Annotated in this window: 17 protein-coding genes; 12 read left to right on the forward strand and 5 right to left on the reverse strand. The window is 38.9% G+C overall.

Annotated elements, in window-relative coordinates; all coding sequences use genetic code 11:
- Nucleotides 1–63: 63 nt before the first annotated feature.
- Nucleotides 64–1,146, reverse strand: coding sequence for a class II fructose-bisphosphate aldolase (gene fbaA, locus ACFFHK_RS03610; RefSeq protein WP_382369502.1), 1,083 nt, complete (start codon nt 1,144–1,146; stop codon nt 64–66).
- 54 nt (nt 1,147–1,200) lie between these two features.
- Complete coding sequence (gene pgk, locus ACFFHK_RS03615) at nt 1,201–2,364, reverse strand: phosphoglycerate kinase (protein ID WP_382369505.1); 1,164 nt, start codon at nt 2,362–2,364, stop codon at nt 1,201–1,203.
- A 331-nt stretch (nt 2,365–2,695) separates the two neighbouring features.
- Between pgk and ACFFHK_RS03620 the strand changes: the two genes are divergently transcribed.
- The 9 genes from ACFFHK_RS03620 to ACFFHK_RS03660 all read left to right on the forward strand — a co-directional run bounded on the left by ACFFHK_RS03620 (nt 2,696) and on the right by ACFFHK_RS03660 (nt 10,629).
- A complete protein-coding gene (locus ACFFHK_RS03620) occupies nt 2,696–2,956 on the forward strand; it encodes a YfhL family 4Fe-4S dicluster ferredoxin (RefSeq protein ID WP_382369508.1) in 261 nt (86 codons plus the stop codon).
- A gap of 134 nt (nt 2,957–3,090) precedes the next feature.
- The gene (gene asnA, locus ACFFHK_RS03625) at nt 3,091–4,083 is read left to right on the forward strand and encodes an aspartate--ammonia ligase (RefSeq protein WP_382369511.1); all 993 of its coding nucleotides are present in this window, start codon (nt 3,091–3,093) and stop codon (nt 4,081–4,083) included.
- A gap of 111 nt (nt 4,084–4,194) precedes the next feature.
- Nucleotides 4,195–4,434 carry a hypothetical protein gene (locus ACFFHK_RS03630; RefSeq protein ID WP_382369514.1) on the forward strand — a complete coding sequence of 80 codons (240 nt, stop codon included), beginning with the start codon at nt 4,195–4,197 and terminating at the stop codon, nt 4,432–4,434.
- A gap of 412 nt (nt 4,435–4,846) precedes the next feature.
- The gene (gene relB, locus ACFFHK_RS03635) at nt 4,847–5,083 is read left to right on the forward strand and encodes a type II toxin-antitoxin system RelB family antitoxin (RefSeq protein WP_382369517.1); all 237 of its coding nucleotides are present in this window, start codon (nt 4,847–4,849) and stop codon (nt 5,081–5,083) included.
- Nucleotides 5,052–5,330, forward strand: coding sequence for a type II toxin-antitoxin system RelE family toxin (locus tag ACFFHK_RS03640; RefSeq protein ID WP_382369520.1), 279 nt, complete (start codon nt 5,052–5,054; stop codon nt 5,328–5,330). The genes relB and ACFFHK_RS03640 overlap by 32 nt, the downstream gene beginning before the upstream one ends.
- A 383-nt stretch (nt 5,331–5,713) precedes the next feature.
- On the forward strand, nt 5,714–6,295 hold the full coding sequence (locus ACFFHK_RS03645; protein WP_382369523.1) for a fimbrial protein: 582 nt from the start codon (nt 5,714–5,716) through the stop codon (nt 6,293–6,295).
- A gap of 80 nt (nt 6,296–6,375) precedes the next feature.
- Nucleotides 6,376–7,098, forward strand: a complete 723-nt coding sequence (locus ACFFHK_RS03650) for a fimbria/pilus periplasmic chaperone (protein WP_382369526.1) — start codon at nt 6,376–6,378, stop codon at nt 7,096–7,098.
- Between the two features lie 64 nt (nt 7,099–7,162).
- Complete coding sequence (locus tag ACFFHK_RS03655; protein ID WP_382369529.1) at nt 7,163–9,643, forward strand: fimbria/pilus outer membrane usher protein; 2,481 nt, start codon at nt 7,163–7,165, stop codon at nt 9,641–9,643.
- 11 nt (nt 9,644–9,654) lie between these two features.
- Nucleotides 9,655–10,629 carry a fimbrial protein gene (locus ACFFHK_RS03660; RefSeq protein ID WP_382369532.1) on the forward strand — a complete coding sequence of 325 codons (975 nt, stop codon included), beginning with the start codon at nt 9,655–9,657 and terminating at the stop codon, nt 10,627–10,629.
- A 26-nt stretch (nt 10,630–10,655) separates the two neighbouring features.
- Here the strand turns inward: ACFFHK_RS03660 and ACFFHK_RS03665 are convergent, their stop codons facing one another.
- A complete protein-coding gene (locus ACFFHK_RS03665) occupies nt 10,656–12,401 on the reverse strand; it encodes an ABC transporter ATP-binding protein/permease (protein ID WP_382369535.1) in 1,746 nt (581 codons plus the stop codon).
- 93 nt (nt 12,402–12,494) lie between these two features.
- Nucleotides 12,495–14,648: a TonB-dependent siderophore receptor gene (locus ACFFHK_RS03670; protein WP_382369538.1), complete on the reverse strand. Its 2,154-nt coding sequence runs from the start codon at nt 14,646–14,648 to the stop codon at nt 12,495–12,497.
- Nucleotides 14,649–14,922: 274 nt separating this feature from the next.
- Here ACFFHK_RS03670 and ACFFHK_RS03675 point away from each other — a divergent pair, with 274 nt between their 5' ends.
- Nucleotides 14,923–15,570 (forward strand): bifunctional 4-hydroxy-2-oxoglutarate aldolase/2-dehydro-3-deoxy-phosphogluconate aldolase, encoded by a 648-nt coding sequence (locus ACFFHK_RS03675; protein ID WP_382369540.1) that lies wholly within the window; start codon nt 14,923–14,925, stop codon nt 15,568–15,570.
- A gap of 65 nt (nt 15,571–15,635) precedes the next feature.
- Here the strand turns inward: ACFFHK_RS03675 and ACFFHK_RS03680 are convergent, their stop codons facing one another.
- The gene (locus tag ACFFHK_RS03680) at nt 15,636–16,229 is read right to left on the reverse strand and encodes a YajG family lipoprotein (RefSeq protein WP_382369543.1); all 594 of its coding nucleotides are present in this window, start codon (nt 16,227–16,229) and stop codon (nt 15,636–15,638) included.
- 110 nt (nt 16,230–16,339) lie between these two features.
- On the opposite strand from ACFFHK_RS03680, the gene ACFFHK_RS03685 reads away from it, so the two are divergent.
- On the forward strand, nt 16,340–16,648 hold the full coding sequence (locus tag ACFFHK_RS03685; protein WP_382369546.1) for a BolA/IbaG family iron-sulfur metabolism protein: 309 nt from the start codon (nt 16,340–16,342) through the stop codon (nt 16,646–16,648).
- Nucleotides 16,649–17,097: 449 nt separating this feature from the next.
- Nucleotides 17,098–18,438 (forward strand): Na(+)-translocating NADH-quinone reductase subunit A, encoded by a 1,341-nt coding sequence (locus ACFFHK_RS03690; protein WP_382369941.1) that lies wholly within the window; start codon nt 17,098–17,100, stop codon nt 18,436–18,438.
- Nucleotide 18,439 lies beyond the last annotated feature (1 nt).

Below are 18,439 nucleotides of genomic sequence, written 5' to 3' on the forward strand. Positions count from 1 at the left end.
ATAAGACTAACTAAGAAAAAGCCCCTGCAAAACAGGGGCGAAAGATAACAGAAAACGAATTTATTAGAGAACGTCTAAACAATTTAAATCTTTATACGCCTCTTCTAAACGCGCGATCATTGATTCTTCACCTTTACGTAACCAAACGCGTGGATCGTAATATTTTTTATTTGGTGAATCAGCGCCTTCAGGGTTACCTAATTGACCTTGTAAGTAAGCTTCGTTTTTCTTGTAGTATTGTAAAATACCATTCCAAGTTGCCCATTGGGTATCGGTATCAATATTCATTTTCACCACACCGTAAGAAACTGCTTCTTGAATTTCTTCATGTGTTGAACCTGAACCGCCATGGAAAACATAAGAAACTGGTTTATCCGCTGTTAAATTATGTTTTGCTTTGATGTAGTCTTGACCTTTTTTCAAGATAACTGGGGTAAGTTTTACATTACCTGGTTTATAAACGCCGTGTACGTTACCAAACGCAGCCGCAATGGTGAAACGTGAGCTCACTTTTGATAATTCAGTATAAACTAAATCGATCTCTTCAGGTTTTGAATATAGTTCCATTGGATCACGATCAGAATTATCAACACCATCTTCTTCACCGCCAGTAATCCCTAGTTCCATTTCTAAGGTCATGCCCATTTTGTCCATACGAGCAAGGTATTGCTTACAAATTTCGATATTTTCTTCTAATGGTTCTTCTGAAAGATCAAGCATATGAGATGAGAATAAAGGTCTACCTGTTTCAGCAAAATGTTTTTCGCCTGCTGCAAGTAAGCCATCAATCCAAGGCAGTAATTTTTTCGCAGCGTGGTCAGTGTGTAGAATTACTGGCACACCATAATGTTCTGCTAAGGCGTGAACGTGTTTTGCCCCAGCAATGGCACCAAGTACATCAGCACGTTGTCCTTCAGGTAATTTAATTCCTTTACCTGCATAGAAAGATGCCCCACCATTTGAGAATTGAATAATAACAGGGGCTTTTACACGTGCAGCAGTTTCTAATACCGCATTCACAGAGTTTGAGCTTACACAGTTAACCGCTGGAATAGCAAAGTTATTTTCTTTAGCAATTTCAAACACTTTTTGTACTTCATCACCAGCCAAAACACCTGGTTTTACGAAATCGAAAATTTTAGACATAGTATTTTCCTATTTTAAGTGAAGAAGAAGGGATTACTCCCCTCTAAAAAATGATTAACCTTTTGCTCTTTGTTCAAGAATTTCTACTGCTGGTAATACTTTACCTTCTACAAATTCAAGGAATGCACCACCACCAGTTGAAATATAAGAAATTTTATCAGCAATACCAAAAAGATCGATTGCTGCAAGGGTATCACCGCCACCAGCGATAGAGAACGCGTCGCTTTCTGCAATCGCACGCGCCACAATTTCAGTACCTTTACGGAAGTTAGGGAACTCAAATACCCCTACTGGACCATTCCAAAGAATCGTTTTTGCGCCACGAATAATTTTAGCAATCGCTTCTGCCGATTCATCACCTAAATCCATAATTTCTTCATCATCAAGGACTTCGGTCGCTTTTTTCACTGTTGCTGGTGCAGTTTCTGAAAACTCTTTACCAACACGTACATCAGTTGCAACAGGAATATCACAGCTAGCCATTAAACGTTGTGCTTCAGGGATCAAATCTTTTTCATAAAGAGAAAGACCGACATTATTACCTTGTGCCGCAACGAAAGTATTAGAAATACCGCCACCAACAACGAGTTGGTCAGCAATTTTTGCTAGTGAATCTAAAACAGTTAATTTAGTAGACACTTTTGAACCACCGACAACCGCAACCATCGGGCGTTGAGGGTTTTTCAATGCTTTACCTAATGCTTCTAATTCATTAGAAAGTAACGGACCTGCACAGGCAACAGGTGCAAATTTTGCAACGCCGTGAGTTGAAGCTTGCGCACGGTGAGCGGTACCAAATGCGTCCATAACAAAGACATCACAAAGTGCAGCATATTTTTGTGCTAACTCATCAGCGTCTTTCTTTTCACCTTTGTTGAAACGCACATTTTCTAATACCACTAATTCATTTTGCGCAATGTCAACGCCATCAAGGTAATCTTTGGCTAAACGTACAGGCACATCAAGAAGATTGTTTAAATAATCAACAACAGGTTGCAAAGAAAATTCTTCATTGTATTCACCCTCAGTAGGACGCCCAAAGTGAGATGTTACCATCACTTTTGCCCCTTGTTGTAAGGCGAGTTGAATCGTTGGGAGAGATGCTTTGATACGTGCATCGGAAGTGATTTTACCCTCTTTTACAGGCACATTAAGGTCTGCACGAATAAGCACACGTTTACCAGCAAGATCAAGATCGGTCATTTTAATTACTGACATTTTAAGCCCTCTTTCAAAGTTTATAGTAAATTTAAGTCAAATCACTACAACACACTTGAATGGTCGTTGTAATGGTTTAGTTACTGTTATAGTGGTTTGAATTTAATTTACTATATTTCATTCACTAGACAAAGGTAGGAATTGGTTTTACTGCAAAAAACGCCTCCATTATAACAGCTCATCACAATAAAAGCGTGGTCTAGATCAAAATTATTTTGACTAATTGCTGATTTATTTTAAGCAATAAAATAAATGTACAAAAAAACAATTAAAAAAACAGGTAGAAGTCTGTAGAATAGGTGCGCTTTTATTCACAACCAACGATAAAATTATGGCGCTATTAATTACTGATAAATGTACCAACTGCGATATGTGCGAACCAGAATGCCCCAATCAAGCGATCTCAATGGGCGAGGAGATCTACGTGATTGATCCAGCATTATGTACGGAATGTGTGGGACATTATGAAACGCCAACCTGCCAAAAAGTTTGCCCGATTACAAATTGTATTACTCGTGATCCGCAACATCAGGAAACACAAGATGAATTATGGGAAAAATTTGTCCTAATTCATCATGCTGCACAACTCTAATTGGAAAAAATTTAAAAATATTTATTATTTTTAGAGAATATCTAATAATTTTGCCAGAGAACCGAAAAAAGTTTTTGAAAATTAGCTGTATTGCTGAATAATATGCTCGATATTTTTTAGCAAGAGAATCTATTATGCAAAAATCATTTATTTTACAACAACAAGAAATTAGCTTTGTGAAGAATACATTTACCGCAAAATTAGCGGAACATTTAGGGTTAGTTGAAGTACAAGGACCGATCCTTAGCCAAGTTGGCAATGGAATGCAAGATAATCTTTCGGGCAAAGAAAAAGCAGTACAAGTTAAAGTGAAACAAATTGAAGGGGCGGTATTTGAAGTGGTGCATTCATTAGCGAAATGGAAACGCCATACTTTAAGCCGTTTTGATTTTAAACCAGGTGAAGGTTTATTTGTGCATATGAAAGCGTTACGCCCAGATGAAGATTCGCTTGACCGCACACACTCAGTATTTGTTGATCAATGGGATTGGGAACGAGTAATCCCAGAGGGGCAACGTACACTAGCGTATTTAAAAGAGACGGTACGTTCAATTTATCGTGCGATTCGTGAAACAGAAGCGTTGGTAGAACAACAGTATCATATTCCAGCAACCTTACCGCAAGAAATTACATTCATTCATTCAGAAGAATTGGTGCAACGTTACCCAGAAATGAGCGACAAGGAACGTGAAAACGCGATTTGTAAAGAGTATGGTGCGGTCTTTTTAATTGGGATTGGCGGCAAATTATCTGATGGCAAACCGCATGATGTGCGTGCACCTGATTATGATGACTGGACAACTGTATCTGAGGGCGATTACAAAGGTTTAAACGGCGATATTCTGGTGTGGAATGAGCAACTTGGTAGCGCGTTTGAGCTTTCTTCTATGGGAATTCGAGTTAATGAAGAAGCGCTTCGCCGTCAATTAGCAATTACAGGTGATGAGGATCGTTTACAGCTCACATGGCACCAAGATTTGATCAATGGCAAATTACCACAAACGATTGGTGGCGGTATTGGGCAATCTCGCATGGTAATGTTCTTATTGCATAAACAACATATTGGCGAAGTACAATCGAGTGTTTGGCCACAACAAGTTTGGCAGGAGTTTGATCATATTCTGTAAATAAATAAAAGCGTTACATTAGATTTCGCCTGCGAAGAGTAGGCGATTTTCTATTACAGTGAGGCTTCGTCTATTTATTCATAAAAAATAAAAGCCATAGTCGATTTAACTATGGCTTTATGTTATATTTTTTCTGCTCATTGTGAAACAATGTTGCTGGGGGGGCGTTCGCCCTCTGGTGGGGCGAGCGCTAAATATAAACCTAATATAGGTGATTATCTGATGAAAAAAATCTTAAAATTTTTCATTCTGATTACAATCGCATTACTATTGAAAGGTGATAATGGGCGCCAACCTGAAACACCTAAAAATAGCAATGTTGTTTGTAACAGCAATGAGCAACAAGAGTAAACTTGTCAAACCGACTCTACTTTGCTTTGCAGGGTAGAGTTGTTAGCATGATAGAGTTTCCAACGCAAAAAAGCAATCATTAAAGATAAATCATTTATTCATTATCTCGTTATTTTTAACAAAATTTAGGTTTAATACGTTGCTTGGATTGAAATGACAGTTGGTTGAACATTTATAGCATCAAATACTACCTGATGATGACTGATTTTTATACCGCTTTACAAAATCCCCATTCTTATCAATTTTTGAGAGTACTGGCTATCCTTACTTCTTTCGGTTTTGTGATTTACAAAAAATAATCGTAGTGAAATACATTTATTACTTGTATTACAATAATGACAAGATGATAATGCTTTGGTTGTATTTGAGTTAAGAATATTTAAAGTTGAAAACATATAAAAAGGAGACGTTTATGACGATTACAGTAAGATTACCTGATGAGTTGCAACAACGTTTAGATCATTTAGCGATGGAAACTGGGCGAGCGAAATCTTTCTATGTCAAACAAGCGTTAGAAATCTATTTAGAAGACTTAGAAGATTTACTTTTAGCGAATGCTACATTAGAGCGGGTGCGTTCTGGTAAGGAAAAAACATACAGTTTAAAGGATATCGAAAATGAGCTTAATTTGGACAGTACGGTTCGCTGATACTGCAAGAAAACAACTTGCCAAGCTAGCGAAGAAAAATCCTCAACAAGCGCAACGCATTATAAATTACCTTAAATCATTGGAAACGCTTGAAGATCCCAAAGAAAGAGGGAAAGGATTAGTCGGTAATTTATCAGGAATGTGGCGTTATCGTGTTGGTGATTATCGTATTATTTGCCATATTGATAATGGGGAATTACTTATTACGACATTAGAAATCGGACATCGAAGAGATATTTATAATTAATTTAAGCAAATTCTCAGACGATGATTTGGGAACAGATGTTAGCGTTTGGTTCCGCCCTAAACAGAAATTTCTCTCCAATTCCCTCCCTCAATAACTCCCTCAACCTCTGCAATAATTGTCAATTTTTCTCAATAACCGTAGATGAGAAAAGGTAAGGTGTGTTTACATCTGCATACAAATTAGAGGGTGGTTTTTCTGTTTTTTAGCAAAAAATTGCCTTTTTTTACCTCGTTTAGACTATAAAATGTCAGTTAATTGTTTTTATCTATTAAATTAATAAGTTTTAACATTAGTAAAATTTGATCTAGATCACTTCCCCCCCCCCCGCATGAATTTTATATACTTTGCACTCCGTTTAACTTAGACAAGGAAACTTTACAAAAATGAAAAAACTTGCTTTAACAGCACTTCTTGTTGGCAGTGCATTCTCTGCTTCAGTAGCAATGGCTGCAAATGTTGGTATGACTACTCATGTTCAAGGTGGGACTATTACTATTAACGGTAAAGTTACCAACAACACTTGCCATATAAAAGATAACCAAGGTGATAAAGTGGTTACCTTACCAACTGTATCAAAAAATGCGTTTGTAGGTGTGGGATCTACTGCGGGACGTACGCCAGTTGCCATTGAGTTGGTTGATTGTGCGGCGAAAAATGGGGATACAGAAGTAAAAGCCTATTTCTATGCAGATGATAATGTAACTGCAGGTGGACGTATTAAGAATACTGATACGACGACAGAAGCATCGTATGAAATTCAATTAGTTGATATGGACGGACGTACTCCAATCAATATTCAACGTGATGGTGCAGCGACACAACAAGGACAAAGCAACCAATATACCACAATGTCTAATACTGTAACGTTACGTTATTTTTTCGAGTACTACGCACTTAAAGCGCATAATGACCTTGCTGTGGGTAACGTTACAGGTAAAGTAAATTATATTTTATCGTATAAATAATTTTGTCTTTATTTTTTAGCTGATGGGCAGGCAACCTGCCCTCTTTTTTAGTCTGTTTTTGTTGGTTGATTAGAAATTTTATGTGGAAAAAACTATTTTGCCTCCTGTTATTGCTCCCGATGGGAATGGCGCAAGCAGGTATTATAATTCTTGGGACACGAGTGATTTATCCTGCGGAACAAAAAAGCGTTAATGTTAAATTAGAGAATAAAAACCCGAAACCGGCATTAGCGCAAGCGTGGATTGATAACGGCGATCCGAATGTACCGCCTGAACAAGTAAAAACCCCATTTGTAATCACACCGCCACTTTCTCGTATTGAGGCAAATAAAGGGCAAACCCTACGCATTACCTACACTGGCGACCCGTTACCAACTGATCGTGAATCTATTTTCTATTTTAATTTACTTGATATTCCGCCGAAGCCGTCTGCACAAATGCGTCAAGAGAACCCAAATTTTTTACAAATTGCGGTTCGTAGCCGTATCAAACTATTTTACCGCCCACAATCGTTACCGATGTCGGCAGAAGAGGCATATCAACAGGTGGAATGGCGTGTGGCAAGTGAGCGTGGTAAGCCTGTTGTGATCGTGAATAATAAAACGCCTTACTATATTACCTATGCCACGATTGAACTAAAGCAAGGGGCAAAAACAGCAAAAGCGAAAGACGCCGATATGGTGGCACCTTTCTCACAAGTAAGCTACCCATTGTCAAGTGCGGTGAGTGGACAAGCGACTGTTCATTGGAGCGTGATTAATGATTTTGGCGGCAAACAGTCGGGTACCGCAACATTACGTTAAGCGAAATGTGAAACGAATATAGCAGCACGGAATAGAAAAAATGAAAAAGTCGCAGAAAAATCAAATGAGATGGAAACAAACTGGGGTGTTTGTTTCGCTTGCCTTATTAAGCCAATTTTTGATCCCCGCACAGGCAAACGATTTCTTTGAGTTTGATGCGGATTTTTTAAGCGGTAGTGCGAAATCGAGTATTGATATTAGCCGTTTTAGTTATGGCAATCCGATTCCCGTTGGTAACTATTTGGCAGATGTTTATCTGAATAACCATTTTCGTGGACGAGTCAATTTACAATTTGTTGATCACCCTGAGAAAAAGCAGAGTGTGCTATGTCAAAATGACGCTTTATTGGCTGTGCTAGATTTGAAAGCAGATGCCTTGCTTGAGCAAGATAGTGCTGCGTTGGGGTGTCAGCTATTTGCCTTAGTACCTGAGGGAAAAATGGCGTTTGATATGTCGCAATTACGCTTAGATGTCGATCTCCCACAAGCCTTGATTGTACAACGCCCGCTGGGCTATATCTCGCCAGCACAATGGCAAGATGGCGTGCCTGTTGCTTTTGTGCGTTATGATGCGTCGCATTATCGCTATCAATATAGTGATAGCACAGCCAAGCAAGATTATTTGGGGATTGATGCAGGGATTAATCTGTTTGGTTGGGCATTTCGTCATCGTGGATCGCAAAGTTGGCAAGATCAGCAGCGTTTACCTTATCAATCGATTGCAACCTATGCACAGCGGGATATTGCCGCATTACGAGGACAGTTAACGATTGGTGATTTTTATACCAGTGGTTTATTAATGGAGAGTATGGCGATTCGTGGGGTACAGTTAGCCTCTGATGAACGTATGTTGGCAACTTCAGAACGAGGTTATGCACCAACGATTCGTGGGGTGGCTAATAGCAATGCGAGAGTACGAATTCGCCAAAAAGGTAATGTGCTGCGTGAGGTGATGGTGCCAGCAGGGGCATTTGAAATTAATGACCTTTTCCCAACAGGATATGGTGGCGACATTGAGGTAGAAATTTTAGAAGCTAACGGGGAAAAACGTTCATTCACTGTCCCTTATACTGCGGCGGTTGAGTTAATTAGACCTGGGTATAGCCGTTATCAGTTGTCTGCTGGGCGTTACCGCTACGAGGATAAAATTTCTAAAACCAATGTGGCACAAGCGACGTGGCAATATGGGTTAAGTAATAATGTAACCCTTAATTTAGGTGGTACCTTTTCCAAAGATTATCATGCGGAATTGATCGGTTTATCGGTGAATACGCCATTAGGTACTATCGCCACCAGTGCGACCTTTTCTAATGCGAAGTTCCGCAATTCGGATACAAAACGTAAGGGGTATAGTTTATATGCGAGTTATAACACCCGTTTAGAACCGACAAATACCAATGTTACTTTAGCTGCCTATCGTTATTTATCACGAGATTATTATTCTGTACAAGACGTGATCAAGGCGAATGATTCTGAGTTTATTGATGATAGCTTGCTGGATTTAGGCTTATATAACACTCGCCCTAAAAATCAGTTTGAAGTGGCGATTAGCCAAGCTTTCCGTCCAGGTTGGGGATCGGCATATTTAATTGGTAGCACCAGCACTTATTGGGGCAGCAATAAAAAGCAAAATGGCTATCAAATCGGTTACGGAAATAGTTATAAACAGCTCAGTTATAGTTTTTCTTTCTCACAAACTAAAAATAGTGAGGGAGAGAAAGAAAATCAGTTCTATCTGAATTTATCGTTAGCTTTTGGGGAGTCAAATACGACTTATTTATCTGAAGTATTATCTTATAACGCACAGAATGGTTATTTTAGCACCACTTCATTATCTGGCAGTGCTGGGAAAGATTATCGTTATAGCTATAACTTGTCAGTAAGCAAGCAGAAAGAGAATAGCAATATTTCGTTTAGTAATAACTATCGTGGTTCGTTAGCCAATATTGGTGCCTCTTGGAGCCAAGATAATCAACATAACCGTCAGATGTCGTTAAATCTTTCTGGGGCAGTGGTTGCACACCCTAAAGGCATTACACTCTCGAATGATTTAAGCAATCATTTTGCCATTATTCATGCAGCGGGGGCGAGAGGTGCCAAAATTAGAGGATCGATTGGTAATGAAATTGATTACTTTGGCAATGGTATTGTGCCGTATGTAGATCCTTATGCGGTGAATTACATTGGCTTGGATTTAAGTGATGTGCCTGATCGCGTTGAATTATCTTCCACTGATCAACAGATTATCCCACGTGCCAATAGTGCGATTTTAGTTGATTTTGCAACAAAAGTGGGAAATGTCGTGTTCTTTGAATTAACTAATATGACAGAATTTCCGCCGATTGGGACAGAAGTATTTGACCAAGCGGGGCAAGCGGTTGGCATTGTCTCACAAGGGGGACGCATTTATACCCGAGGTGTAGAGAAAAAAGGACAATTAAGTCTGCAATGGGGAGATAAGCAGTGTCAATTTACTTATCAAGTACCTGATGCGGCGGATAATGGTGAGTTGGTGATTGTGCCAGTGCAGTGTCAAATGAAATAAAGGAAACTAAAATGAAAATAAGAAAGCTCTGTGCATATTTTGGGCTAATTTTTGGCTTAAATACTTTTGCCACAGCAGAAGATTTAGCTATGACAGGAGTGAAGCAAGCTGATGGGAGTATCGTTTACACGGCGAATTTTCAAAGTCCAGGAAAAAAAGTGTGTGGGGCAAATTATAGTGGAACATTACGTTATGAAGTGCGGTATAACCGAATTGTACAGGATTATGCGCCTTATTTTGGTTTAAAAGTGGAAGCCTCTAGTTCGACGGCAACAACTCCAAAACAAATTTATGGGAATTGGCAAACGTGGCAGCTCATAGATGAGTTAGGTACAGGCGGATATTTGACGCTTAAAGTAACGTTAAGTCCACCAAATAATGGCGTATTTAGCACCAATGTTTTGCAGGCGGGACACCCATTATTAGATGGTAATATGGAGATTAGGTGTGTTTTCTCTGGTCATCAGCCTGGTACATATTTTGGTAGTAGAGTGGTGAATTTAACATTAACAGCTGTGAATGATATTCCACTAGGTAGAACTTGCGACTTAGCGTTATCGCCAGATAGAAGTGTGCGATTGGAAGAGATTTTTCTACAACGTTTGAATAGTAGTAATGAGGTGTATGGTGGTACGTTCCCGCTGCAATTAAATTGTCAAAATGCAACGATTAATAATGCTTACATAACCTATACCGATGGCGTGAATAATAACAATACCACCGATGTATTGACGGCAGATACAACAATCTCTGGGGCGGCTCGTAATGTTGGCTTAAAAATTTATGAACAGGAGAGTTCGACTGCTATTCGTTATCAAGCATCATCATCTTCACAATTTATTAATGTGAATGATACGCGGCAATTTGCGACCAATATTCGCGGTGGCAGTTATACTAAAAATTATAAAGTTTACTATACCAAAACAGGCACCCCAACCGCAGGGTCGGTAACGGGAAAACTGATTTATAATTTTTATTATCGTTAATAAATAGGTAAAAAGGTTGGCGGAATTTACGCCAACTGTAATACCTGCTGATGAAATTGTTGTAATGTTGAGCGATGTCCAACGCTGATTAAGAGGGCTTCAGGTAAGGCATTTTTAATGAGCTGATAAAGCCAACGTTCTGTTGGTTCATCTAATGCAGAGGTGGTTTCATCAAGGAAAATGGCGTGTGGTTTAGTGAGTAAAATTCGCATAAAGGCAACTCGCTGTAATTCACCTGGTGATAAAATGGTTTGCCAATCAAGATCTTGATGGAGATGAGAGAGGTATTTCTTGAGTTTGCATTGTTGCATTACCTCTTTCACTTCAGACAGAGTTGCTTGAATATTTGGATAGCAGATCGCTTGGTATAGTGTGCCTTGTGGCATATAGGGGCGCTGCGGCAAAAATAGGGTGTGAGCGATAGTTTCAATTTTCCCTGTTGTGCTAAAAGGATAAATGCCCGCCATGGCTTTTAACAGTGTTGTTTTCCCGCTACCTGATTTGCCCTGAATTAATAAGGAATCTCCCGCAGAAAGTTGTAGATTAAGGTTCGTCAATAATGGGTTGCCATTACTATCATTTACGCCAAAGTTTATTAATCTAATTTGCTGATGAGTTGGTTGATACGAGGTCAGTGGGAGCTTATCTAACTCATCAAGTTTCATAAAAAAGCCTGCTAGACGATTTAATCGTGCTTGGTAAAGGGTGAATTCTTCATAGAATAAACGGAAAAAAGACAATGCACGCATTAAGCGATTAAAAGATTGGACGGTTTGGTGCATATCGCCTAATGTAACTTGCCCACTAAAAAAGCGAGGGGCTTGTAAAATAAGGGGTAAGAGTTTCGCCACTTCAGATACGCCCGTATTAAAGCCATCTAATCCCAACATTTTTAGTACGATTTGCCAGCGGTTTTGCATAATCGCAGTGAACTTTTGCTTTAATAAGGTATGTTCTCGTTGCTCACCTTGATAAAAAGCGATGCTTTCGGCGTTATCTCGAAGACGAATTAACGAGTAACGATAGTTACCATTACGTTTTTCTTGATCAAAATTGAGTTTAATTAAAGGGTAACCAATCCAAACCGAGAGCGCAGTAGCTGTGATAATAAAAATATAAATAAAGAATACTACCCCTTTAGGAATATCGAAACCAAAGAGGGAGAGCAGTCCTGAAAGTCCCCACAAAATTAGCGTGAACTCAATGATAGAGATAATGGCATTAATCACACCTCTTACCATATTCACCGTAGTGGTAATAAATTCTCGTGCATCTTGTTCAATACGTTGATCGATATTATCGGGAAGATCTTGTTCATATTTTAGTCGATAGTAATTTTTATTGGCTAACCAGCGACAGAGCATAATATTGTTGAGTTTTTCTAGCCAACGGATTTCAAAAACTTGGCGGATAAGGTTGTTGATAATTGAGCGAATAATATTGATACCAACTAATAACGCATTAATGCCTGCAAAAAACCAAAAGGTATCCGCATTTCTGTTTTGTAATGAGGTATATAGTCCATTGTAGAAAAAAGTATTGAGGACGCTGATGCGTACTTCTAAGAGAACAAAGGTGATTAATAGTAAGATCAGTAAGGCAATTTTATAACGATTGCTTTGTTGAATACAGGGGGAAGCAATCAACCAAAACTGTTTGCCGAAGTGGGTATAACGGAGTAATTTTGCGGTTAGAAGTAAACCAAGGGATACCCAAAAAAGTGAGGTAGCTAACCAAAAAAAGCTCGTGTTGAGTTCGTGTTGCCAGTTCATTGTTTGTTGAATGTCTTAATCACTGCATTTTTTTGTAAATAGGCTTTCTCTTGCGAGATGGTGCGCTGGAAAATGAGAAAGCCTAGTGAAATATTAGAACGTGTATTCTATTTTTGCCCAATAAGTACGAGGCATACCTATTACGGCAAAACTACGATCATATCGACCTCGTTGTACTTGCCAATAATGTTTATTGAATAGGTTTTCCACTCCGATACGGAATGTCAGATTTTCAGTAGATTTGATTTGCCAAACATATTTCGCCCCGATGTCCACCGTGCTATAAGCAGGAAATTCATATTTTTTGGCGTAATCTTGATAAGACTTGCCGTAATATTGTAAGGCTGAGTTTAGCGTTAAGTTTGGGATAAAAGTAGGATCCCACTCAATCGCTGCTTTCGCGATGATACGTGGGCTAGCGACTTGGGTACTGTTAATGATTTCCCCTGCATAACTTGCATAATTGATAAGCTTAGCTTGGTTATAGGTGATACCAAAATTTGTGCGTAGTGTATTATTGAATACGTTAGTATAGATGTTGAACTCAATACCTCGATTACGCTCTGTACCTTGTTGTTCGCCTGCAATACGTGAATATTTACTTGCCGCTTTTGGGGTAATGGTGCCTGGACGACTAATTTGATAAGCACTGAGGGTTGTGGTAATGTTTTCGCCCCAGTTTTTGCGCATACCTACTTCATATTGACGGCTGATAATAGGCGATGCCATATGCCCATCATCATCAACGCTACCAGGTTCTAAATCTTCTAGATAATTACCATATACCATTAAATCTGCATTGGGTACCCAAGCAATCGTGAGTAGCGGGCTAAGGGTACTTTTATCTGCTTTTAACCCATCTTTATAATAATTAATTTGTTTGATCCATTGATAACGCCCGCCAAGTGTGAGGCGAAGTTGATTGTCAAATAAACCTAGCGTGTCGGCAAAGGCAAGACTATAAGAGTGTAATTTTATATTTGTACTAGCTGGGACAAGCTCAGGGAAAGTAGGATTATTGAGACTAAATGTTGGTTGATAGATATTGCCTGCAGAAAACGTTGCTAATGTTTCACTTTGTTTAAAGTTACGACGACGGCTGACGTTATCAAAGGCAAGATTCCAGTTATGGCTGATCGTGTCAGTGAGATACTCACCTTGTAATTTTAAATTCATACTGGTGGTACGTGTACGATAATCTATTGCACGCATTTGGCGAATTTTATAATCGCCGTTTTCTTTGAGATCGGTGGCGAGTATCTGCCCAAAAGCACCGTAATATTGGGAGTACATTTGTCCGATACCACCCGATAACATCAAATTTGTTGTGAGATCATATTCAAACGTTGTCAGAATGGTTTCATCTTCCGTTGTTTGTCCTGACCAATATGGGCTTAGATTTACCTTACCGTTTGGTGGAGATGGTAGTTGATAGGTGAGGTTTTGAATATCTTGCACGCGTCCACGACCACCATGAGTAGCGCGTTTACTGAACATATAATCAAAGCCAATACGAAAACGCTCGCCACGATAGTCAGTACTGATGGCAAATTCTTTATTGCGCTCATCATAATGGGTTCTGGCGGTATTTCCATCACGATATAAACCATTAATACGTATGCCCCATTCTTTATTTAACCCAAAGCGCCGACCTACATCAAAAGATTCTTGTAAGCGATTATTACTGTACCAAGCAAAACCAATTTTATTAATATCTTTATCTGTGGCGCGTTTGGTTTCAATATTTAAAGAAGCGCCAGATGATCCCTCTGGATCCATGCCAGTGGTCGCGGTGGACGCCCCTTTGATTAATTGTGCCGAACTGACCGCAGCCATAGGGGAATTGTACGTAGAATATAAGCCTGCTAAACCATTCACGCTGAATTGGCGAGCATCTAGTTGTAAGTTGCGAACATAAATGCCTGATAGCGTATTTGTTTCTCCGCCAAAATTCATGGCTGAGGGGTCAATTTTTGCCACCGCATCGACAAGATTGCGGGGAGATTGATCCGTAATTGCCGTTTCCTCGTAATTGACAACAGTAATAGGAGAGGTAAATGCTTGCTGTTTACCTAACAGACTAAGATTGACATCGGATTTGAGTTTATTTGTTGCTTTGAATTTTTCTAATTCTGTGATGACGACAACTTCATCAAGTGTCGCCTGTTCTGGAGTAATTGTGCTTTCTGAAGCAAGTGAAGAGGTAGAAAAGAGTAACAAATAAATTGGAATTGATTTATTTTTCATATAGTTAATTCCTAGATAATAAGATATTATGCAAAAATGCACGAAGTATAATGAAAGTAATTCTCAATTTCAATGATGGTTTGATAATTAATTTTTTAGATAAAATAAAAAATTAATCAATAGAAATTGAGGAAATGAGGGAGAAAGTGAGAAGAATAAATCGTATTAATTTTTGATGTAAATTTAAAAAAGTAAGATTTGTGATATTCAATTTTATTGGGTTGTGCTACTTTTATAGCCGTTTGTGTTTAATTTTATGTAAGGAAAGGGAAACATGATGAAGTGGATTTTACAACCGCAAGCTGTATTTAGTGCATCGCCTGTCGTGCCAGTTATGGTGATTAAAAAATTAGAAGATGCGTTGCCAATGGCAAAAGCGTTACAGGCTGGTGGGATTAATGTATTTGAAATTACATTACGCAGTTCAGTTGCATTGGAGGCGATTAAATTATTAAGTAAAGAATGCCCAGATGCATTAGTCGGCGCAGGGACAATTCTCTCTACGGAACAATATGATCAAGCGGTTGCTGCGGGAGCAAAATTTATTATTTCTCCTGGGGCAACACCAGCATTGTTAAAGCATGCAGCCGCAAGCGATGTTGCCTTAATTCCAGGAACAGCTACTCCATCAGAAATGATGCAGGCGTTAGAGCTAGACTATAATCACCTTAAATTTTTTCCAGCAGAAATTAATGGTGGCGCAGCGGCATTAAAAGCGATTTCGGCAGCATTACCACAGTTAAGTTTCTGCCCAACGGGAGGCGTATCACCAAAAAATGTGGCGAGTTATCTTGCAGTGGATTGTGTGAAAACGATAGGTGGTTCTTGGATGATTCCTAATGACGCCGTTGCCGCTGGAGATTGGGCGAGAGTAGAACAGCTAACAGCAGAAGCGGTAGCGTTAGTGAAAAGTTTGCGTTAAGTGTGATGAAATTACATTGATTTGAGATTCCCTCGTCTCAGGATAGCTGGACGAGGGAATTTTTCTTAGTGCGATAATTGATTAATTGCGTTTGATACCTCTTTATCCTGATGGATCTCTTTAATGGCATCTTCAAAGGCTTGTGCTAATACTTTTTGAATCTCTTTGGTTTTTGCGGTGAATGCTCCCTCTTGTGAACGACGCGTTTCTATGTTTTTACTATATTCACCTTTCGCACTTTGTACTTGAATCGAAAGTTGGACAGTGGCATCAATTTTATAACGCACATTCCCTTGGCTAACGTTGGCATAAAATTGTTTGATATTTACAGTAACATTGGTCGGAGCATTATTTGGCAATATGCGGAAACCTTTACTATTTAAGTCTTGTTGTAATGATTGTTGGAATAATTCTGCAACAGTAGGTTGTGCATAAACAGGGAATAATTGACCATTATTGGTGTATTGTGAAACCGCTTGATTAGCACGTAAATCACGAGAGCTTACATGCACACTGCTCATTTGGTTTTGTGTGTTGAATGGACCAACAGCTGCAGGTGGAATAAATGTGATCGTATTTGGCGGTGTTTGGCAACCGACAAGGACGAAATTGATGAGGAGAATACTGGCGAAAGCAAGACGTTTTAGTGTTTTATACATAATGAGCGTTCCTATTTATCCGTTGATAAGGTTCATGACATTGAATACATTTATACAATGTATAAAATAGCGAATATTTATATAAATTAGTTAATTAGTCAAAAGATATTATGAATAAACAACAACAAATTACCCTTTTACTTCAACAAGAGTTTTCACCTATTCATCTAGAAATTATTAATGAAAGTCATCTGCACAGCTCAGGTAAAGGGGCTGAATCTCATTTTAAAATTATTTTAGCAGCGGAACGCTTTATTGGCATGCGTGCCGTAGCTCGTCATCGTTTAATTTATCAATTATTGGCTGAACAATTAGCGACGGGGATCCATGCGTTAGCGTTACATCTTTATACACCAGAGGAGTGGCAGAATTTGCAGCAGGTTCCCGCTTCTCCAAATTGTATGGGGCATGGCAAGTAATATACTTCTAAAGTAGTATTTCGTTGATTTATTGAGAAAAATTAGCCCTTGTTTTTTTGAAAAATATCAAATTTTTCACATTTTTTTTAAAAATGCGAGTCATTGACTAGAATTAGATGGGGAGGTTGGTTAGAATAAACCGCTTTGAATATCCTTGTTCGCCTCTTGAAATTATTGTTATTAATTATTGAATTTAGTGTTTTGATGAATCTTTCTAATCTGAACAAGGATTGGTACAGATTTGAGTTTTAAATTTAAGTGGACAGTGTTGTTGTTGCCTTAGCGAATGCGAGAGATTATCACTTTGTTTTTCAAAGAGAAATTGTGGGGCTCTGGCAAAATTATCAATAAGATCAATGCTTCGCTGAAAACTACTCAAACGAGAGATCATTGCGATGAATATTGCAGTGATTGTTATGTTTAACCCAACAAAAAGTAGTGCAAACGATATGATTACAATTAAAAAAGGCTTGGATCTTCCTATTGCTGGGAAGCCAGCGCAAGTAATCCACGATGGAGCTGCCATCTCTGAAGTTGCCGTACTTGGCGAAGAATATGTTGGTATGCGTCCTTCGATGAAGGTGCGTGAGGGGGATATAGTAAAGAAAGGTCAGGTACTTTTTGAAGATAAAAAGAACCCTGGTGTGATTTTTACTGCTCCAGCCTCAGGAACAGTAACTGCGATTAATCGTGGTGCTAAGCGTGTTTTACAATCTGTTGTGATTAAGCTAGAAGGTAACGAACAAGTTACTTTTGCAAAGTATAGTGTAGATCAATTAGCAACACTTACTGCTGAGCAAGTCAAACAAAACTTAATTGACTCTGGTTTATGGACAGCTTTCCGCACTCGTCCATTTAGTAAGATTCCTGCAGTAGATAGCAAACCAAGTTCTATTTTCGTCAATGCGATGGATACTAACCCATTAGCCGCTGATCCAGTGGTGATCATTAAGGAAAATGCCGAAGCATTTCAATATGGTCTAACGGTATTGAGTCGCTTACATGATGGAAAATTATTTGTGTGTAAGGCAGCTGGTGCAACTGTACCAACTATCAATGTGTCAAATGTACAGGTTGAGGAATTTGCTGGTCCACACCCTGCGGGTTTAAGTGGTACGCATATTCATTTCTTAGATCCAGTCTCAATTAGTAAAGTGGTTTGGTATATCAACTATCAAGATGTGATTGCGATTGGTAAATTATTTACGACAGGTGAATTAGCTGTCGAACGTGTCGTATCTTTAGCTGGTCCACAAGTGAATAATCCTCGTTTAGTTCGTACTTGTTTAGGCGCAAATCTAAATGAGCTTACTGCTGGAGAACTCGCAGCAGGGGAAAATCGTGTGATTTCAGGTTCTGTTTTAAATGGCAGTATCGCACAAGGTCCAGTAGCCTACTTAGGTCGTTACCATCAACAAGTTTCTGTGATTGCTGAAGGGCGTGAGAAAGAATTTTTAGGCTGGATTACACCAGGCGCGAATAAATTCTCTATTACCCGTACTGTATTAGGACATTTTGGCAAGAAACTTTTTAACTTCACTTCTGCTGTAAATGGTGGACATCGTGCAATGGTGCCAATCGGTAATTATGAGCGTGTTATGCCATTAGACATTATCCCAACATTATTACTGCGTGATTTAAGTGTAGGAGATACAGATAGTGCACAATTATTAGGGTGTTTAGAATTAGATGAAGAAGATTTAGCACTCTGTACTTTTGTGTGTCCAGGGAAAAATGAATACGGTCCAATGCTGCGTGCAGCTTTAGATAAGATCGAGAAGGAAGGTTAAA

Source organism: Gallibacterium trehalosifermentans (genome assembly GCF_042433055.1).
In the GTDB taxonomy this organism is placed as follows: Bacteria; Pseudomonadota; Gammaproteobacteria; order Enterobacterales; family Pasteurellaceae; genus Gallibacterium; species Gallibacterium trehalosifermentans.

Excerpts from the sequence above, each read along its gene's own strand:
- asnA (WP_382369511.1), top strand. The coding sequence starts at position 3,091 with ATGCAAAAATCATTTATTTTACAACAACAAGAAATTAGCTTTGTGAAG.
- ACFFHK_RS03660 (WP_382369532.1), top strand. The coding sequence starts at position 9,655 with ATGAAAATAAGAAAGCTCTGTGCATATTTTGGGCTAATTTTTGGCTTA.
- ACFFHK_RS03675 (WP_382369540.1), top strand. The coding sequence starts at position 14,923 with ATGATGAAGTGGATTTTACAACCGCAAGCTGTATTTAGTGCATCGCCT.
- ACFFHK_RS03620 (WP_382369508.1), top strand. The coding sequence starts at position 2,696 with ATGGCGCTATTAATTACTGATAAATGTACCAACTGCGATATGTGCGAA.
- ACFFHK_RS03685 (WP_382369546.1), top strand. The coding sequence starts at position 16,340 with ATGAATAAACAACAACAAATTACCCTTTTACTTCAACAAGAGTTTTCA.
- pgk (WP_382369505.1), bottom strand. The coding sequence starts at position 2,364 with ATGTCAGTAATTAAAATGACCGATCTTGATCTTGCTGGTAAACGTGTG.
- ACFFHK_RS03655 (WP_382369529.1), top strand. The coding sequence starts at position 7,163 with ATGAGATGGAAACAAACTGGGGTGTTTGTTTCGCTTGCCTTATTAAGC.
- fbaA (WP_382369502.1), bottom strand. The coding sequence starts at position 1,146 with ATGTCTAAAATTTTCGATTTCGTAAAACCAGGTGTTTTGGCTGGTGAT.
- ACFFHK_RS03690 (WP_382369941.1), top strand. The coding sequence starts at position 17,098 with ATGATTACAATTAAAAAAGGCTTGGATCTTCCTATTGCTGGGAAGCCA.
- ACFFHK_RS03650 (WP_382369526.1), top strand. The coding sequence starts at position 6,376 with ATGTGGAAAAAACTATTTTGCCTCCTGTTATTGCTCCCGATGGGAATG.
- ACFFHK_RS03680 (WP_382369543.1), bottom strand. The coding sequence starts at position 16,229 with ATGTATAAAACACTAAAACGTCTTGCTTTCGCCAGTATTCTCCTCATC.
- ACFFHK_RS03645 (WP_382369523.1), top strand. The coding sequence starts at position 5,714 with ATGAAAAAACTTGCTTTAACAGCACTTCTTGTTGGCAGTGCATTCTCT.
- ACFFHK_RS03670 (WP_382369538.1), bottom strand. The coding sequence starts at position 14,648 with ATGAAAAATAAATCAATTCCAATTTATTTGTTACTCTTTTCTACCTCT.
- relB (WP_382369517.1), top strand. The coding sequence starts at position 4,847 with ATGACGATTACAGTAAGATTACCTGATGAGTTGCAACAACGTTTAGAT.
- ACFFHK_RS03665 (WP_382369535.1), bottom strand. The coding sequence starts at position 12,401 with ATGAACTGGCAACACGAACTCAACACGAGCTTTTTTTGGTTAGCTACC.
- ACFFHK_RS03640 (WP_382369520.1), top strand. The coding sequence starts at position 5,052 with ATGAGCTTAATTTGGACAGTACGGTTCGCTGATACTGCAAGAAAACAA.
- ACFFHK_RS03630 (WP_382369514.1), top strand. The coding sequence starts at position 4,195 with ATGGCTTTATGTTATATTTTTTCTGCTCATTGTGAAACAATGTTGCTG.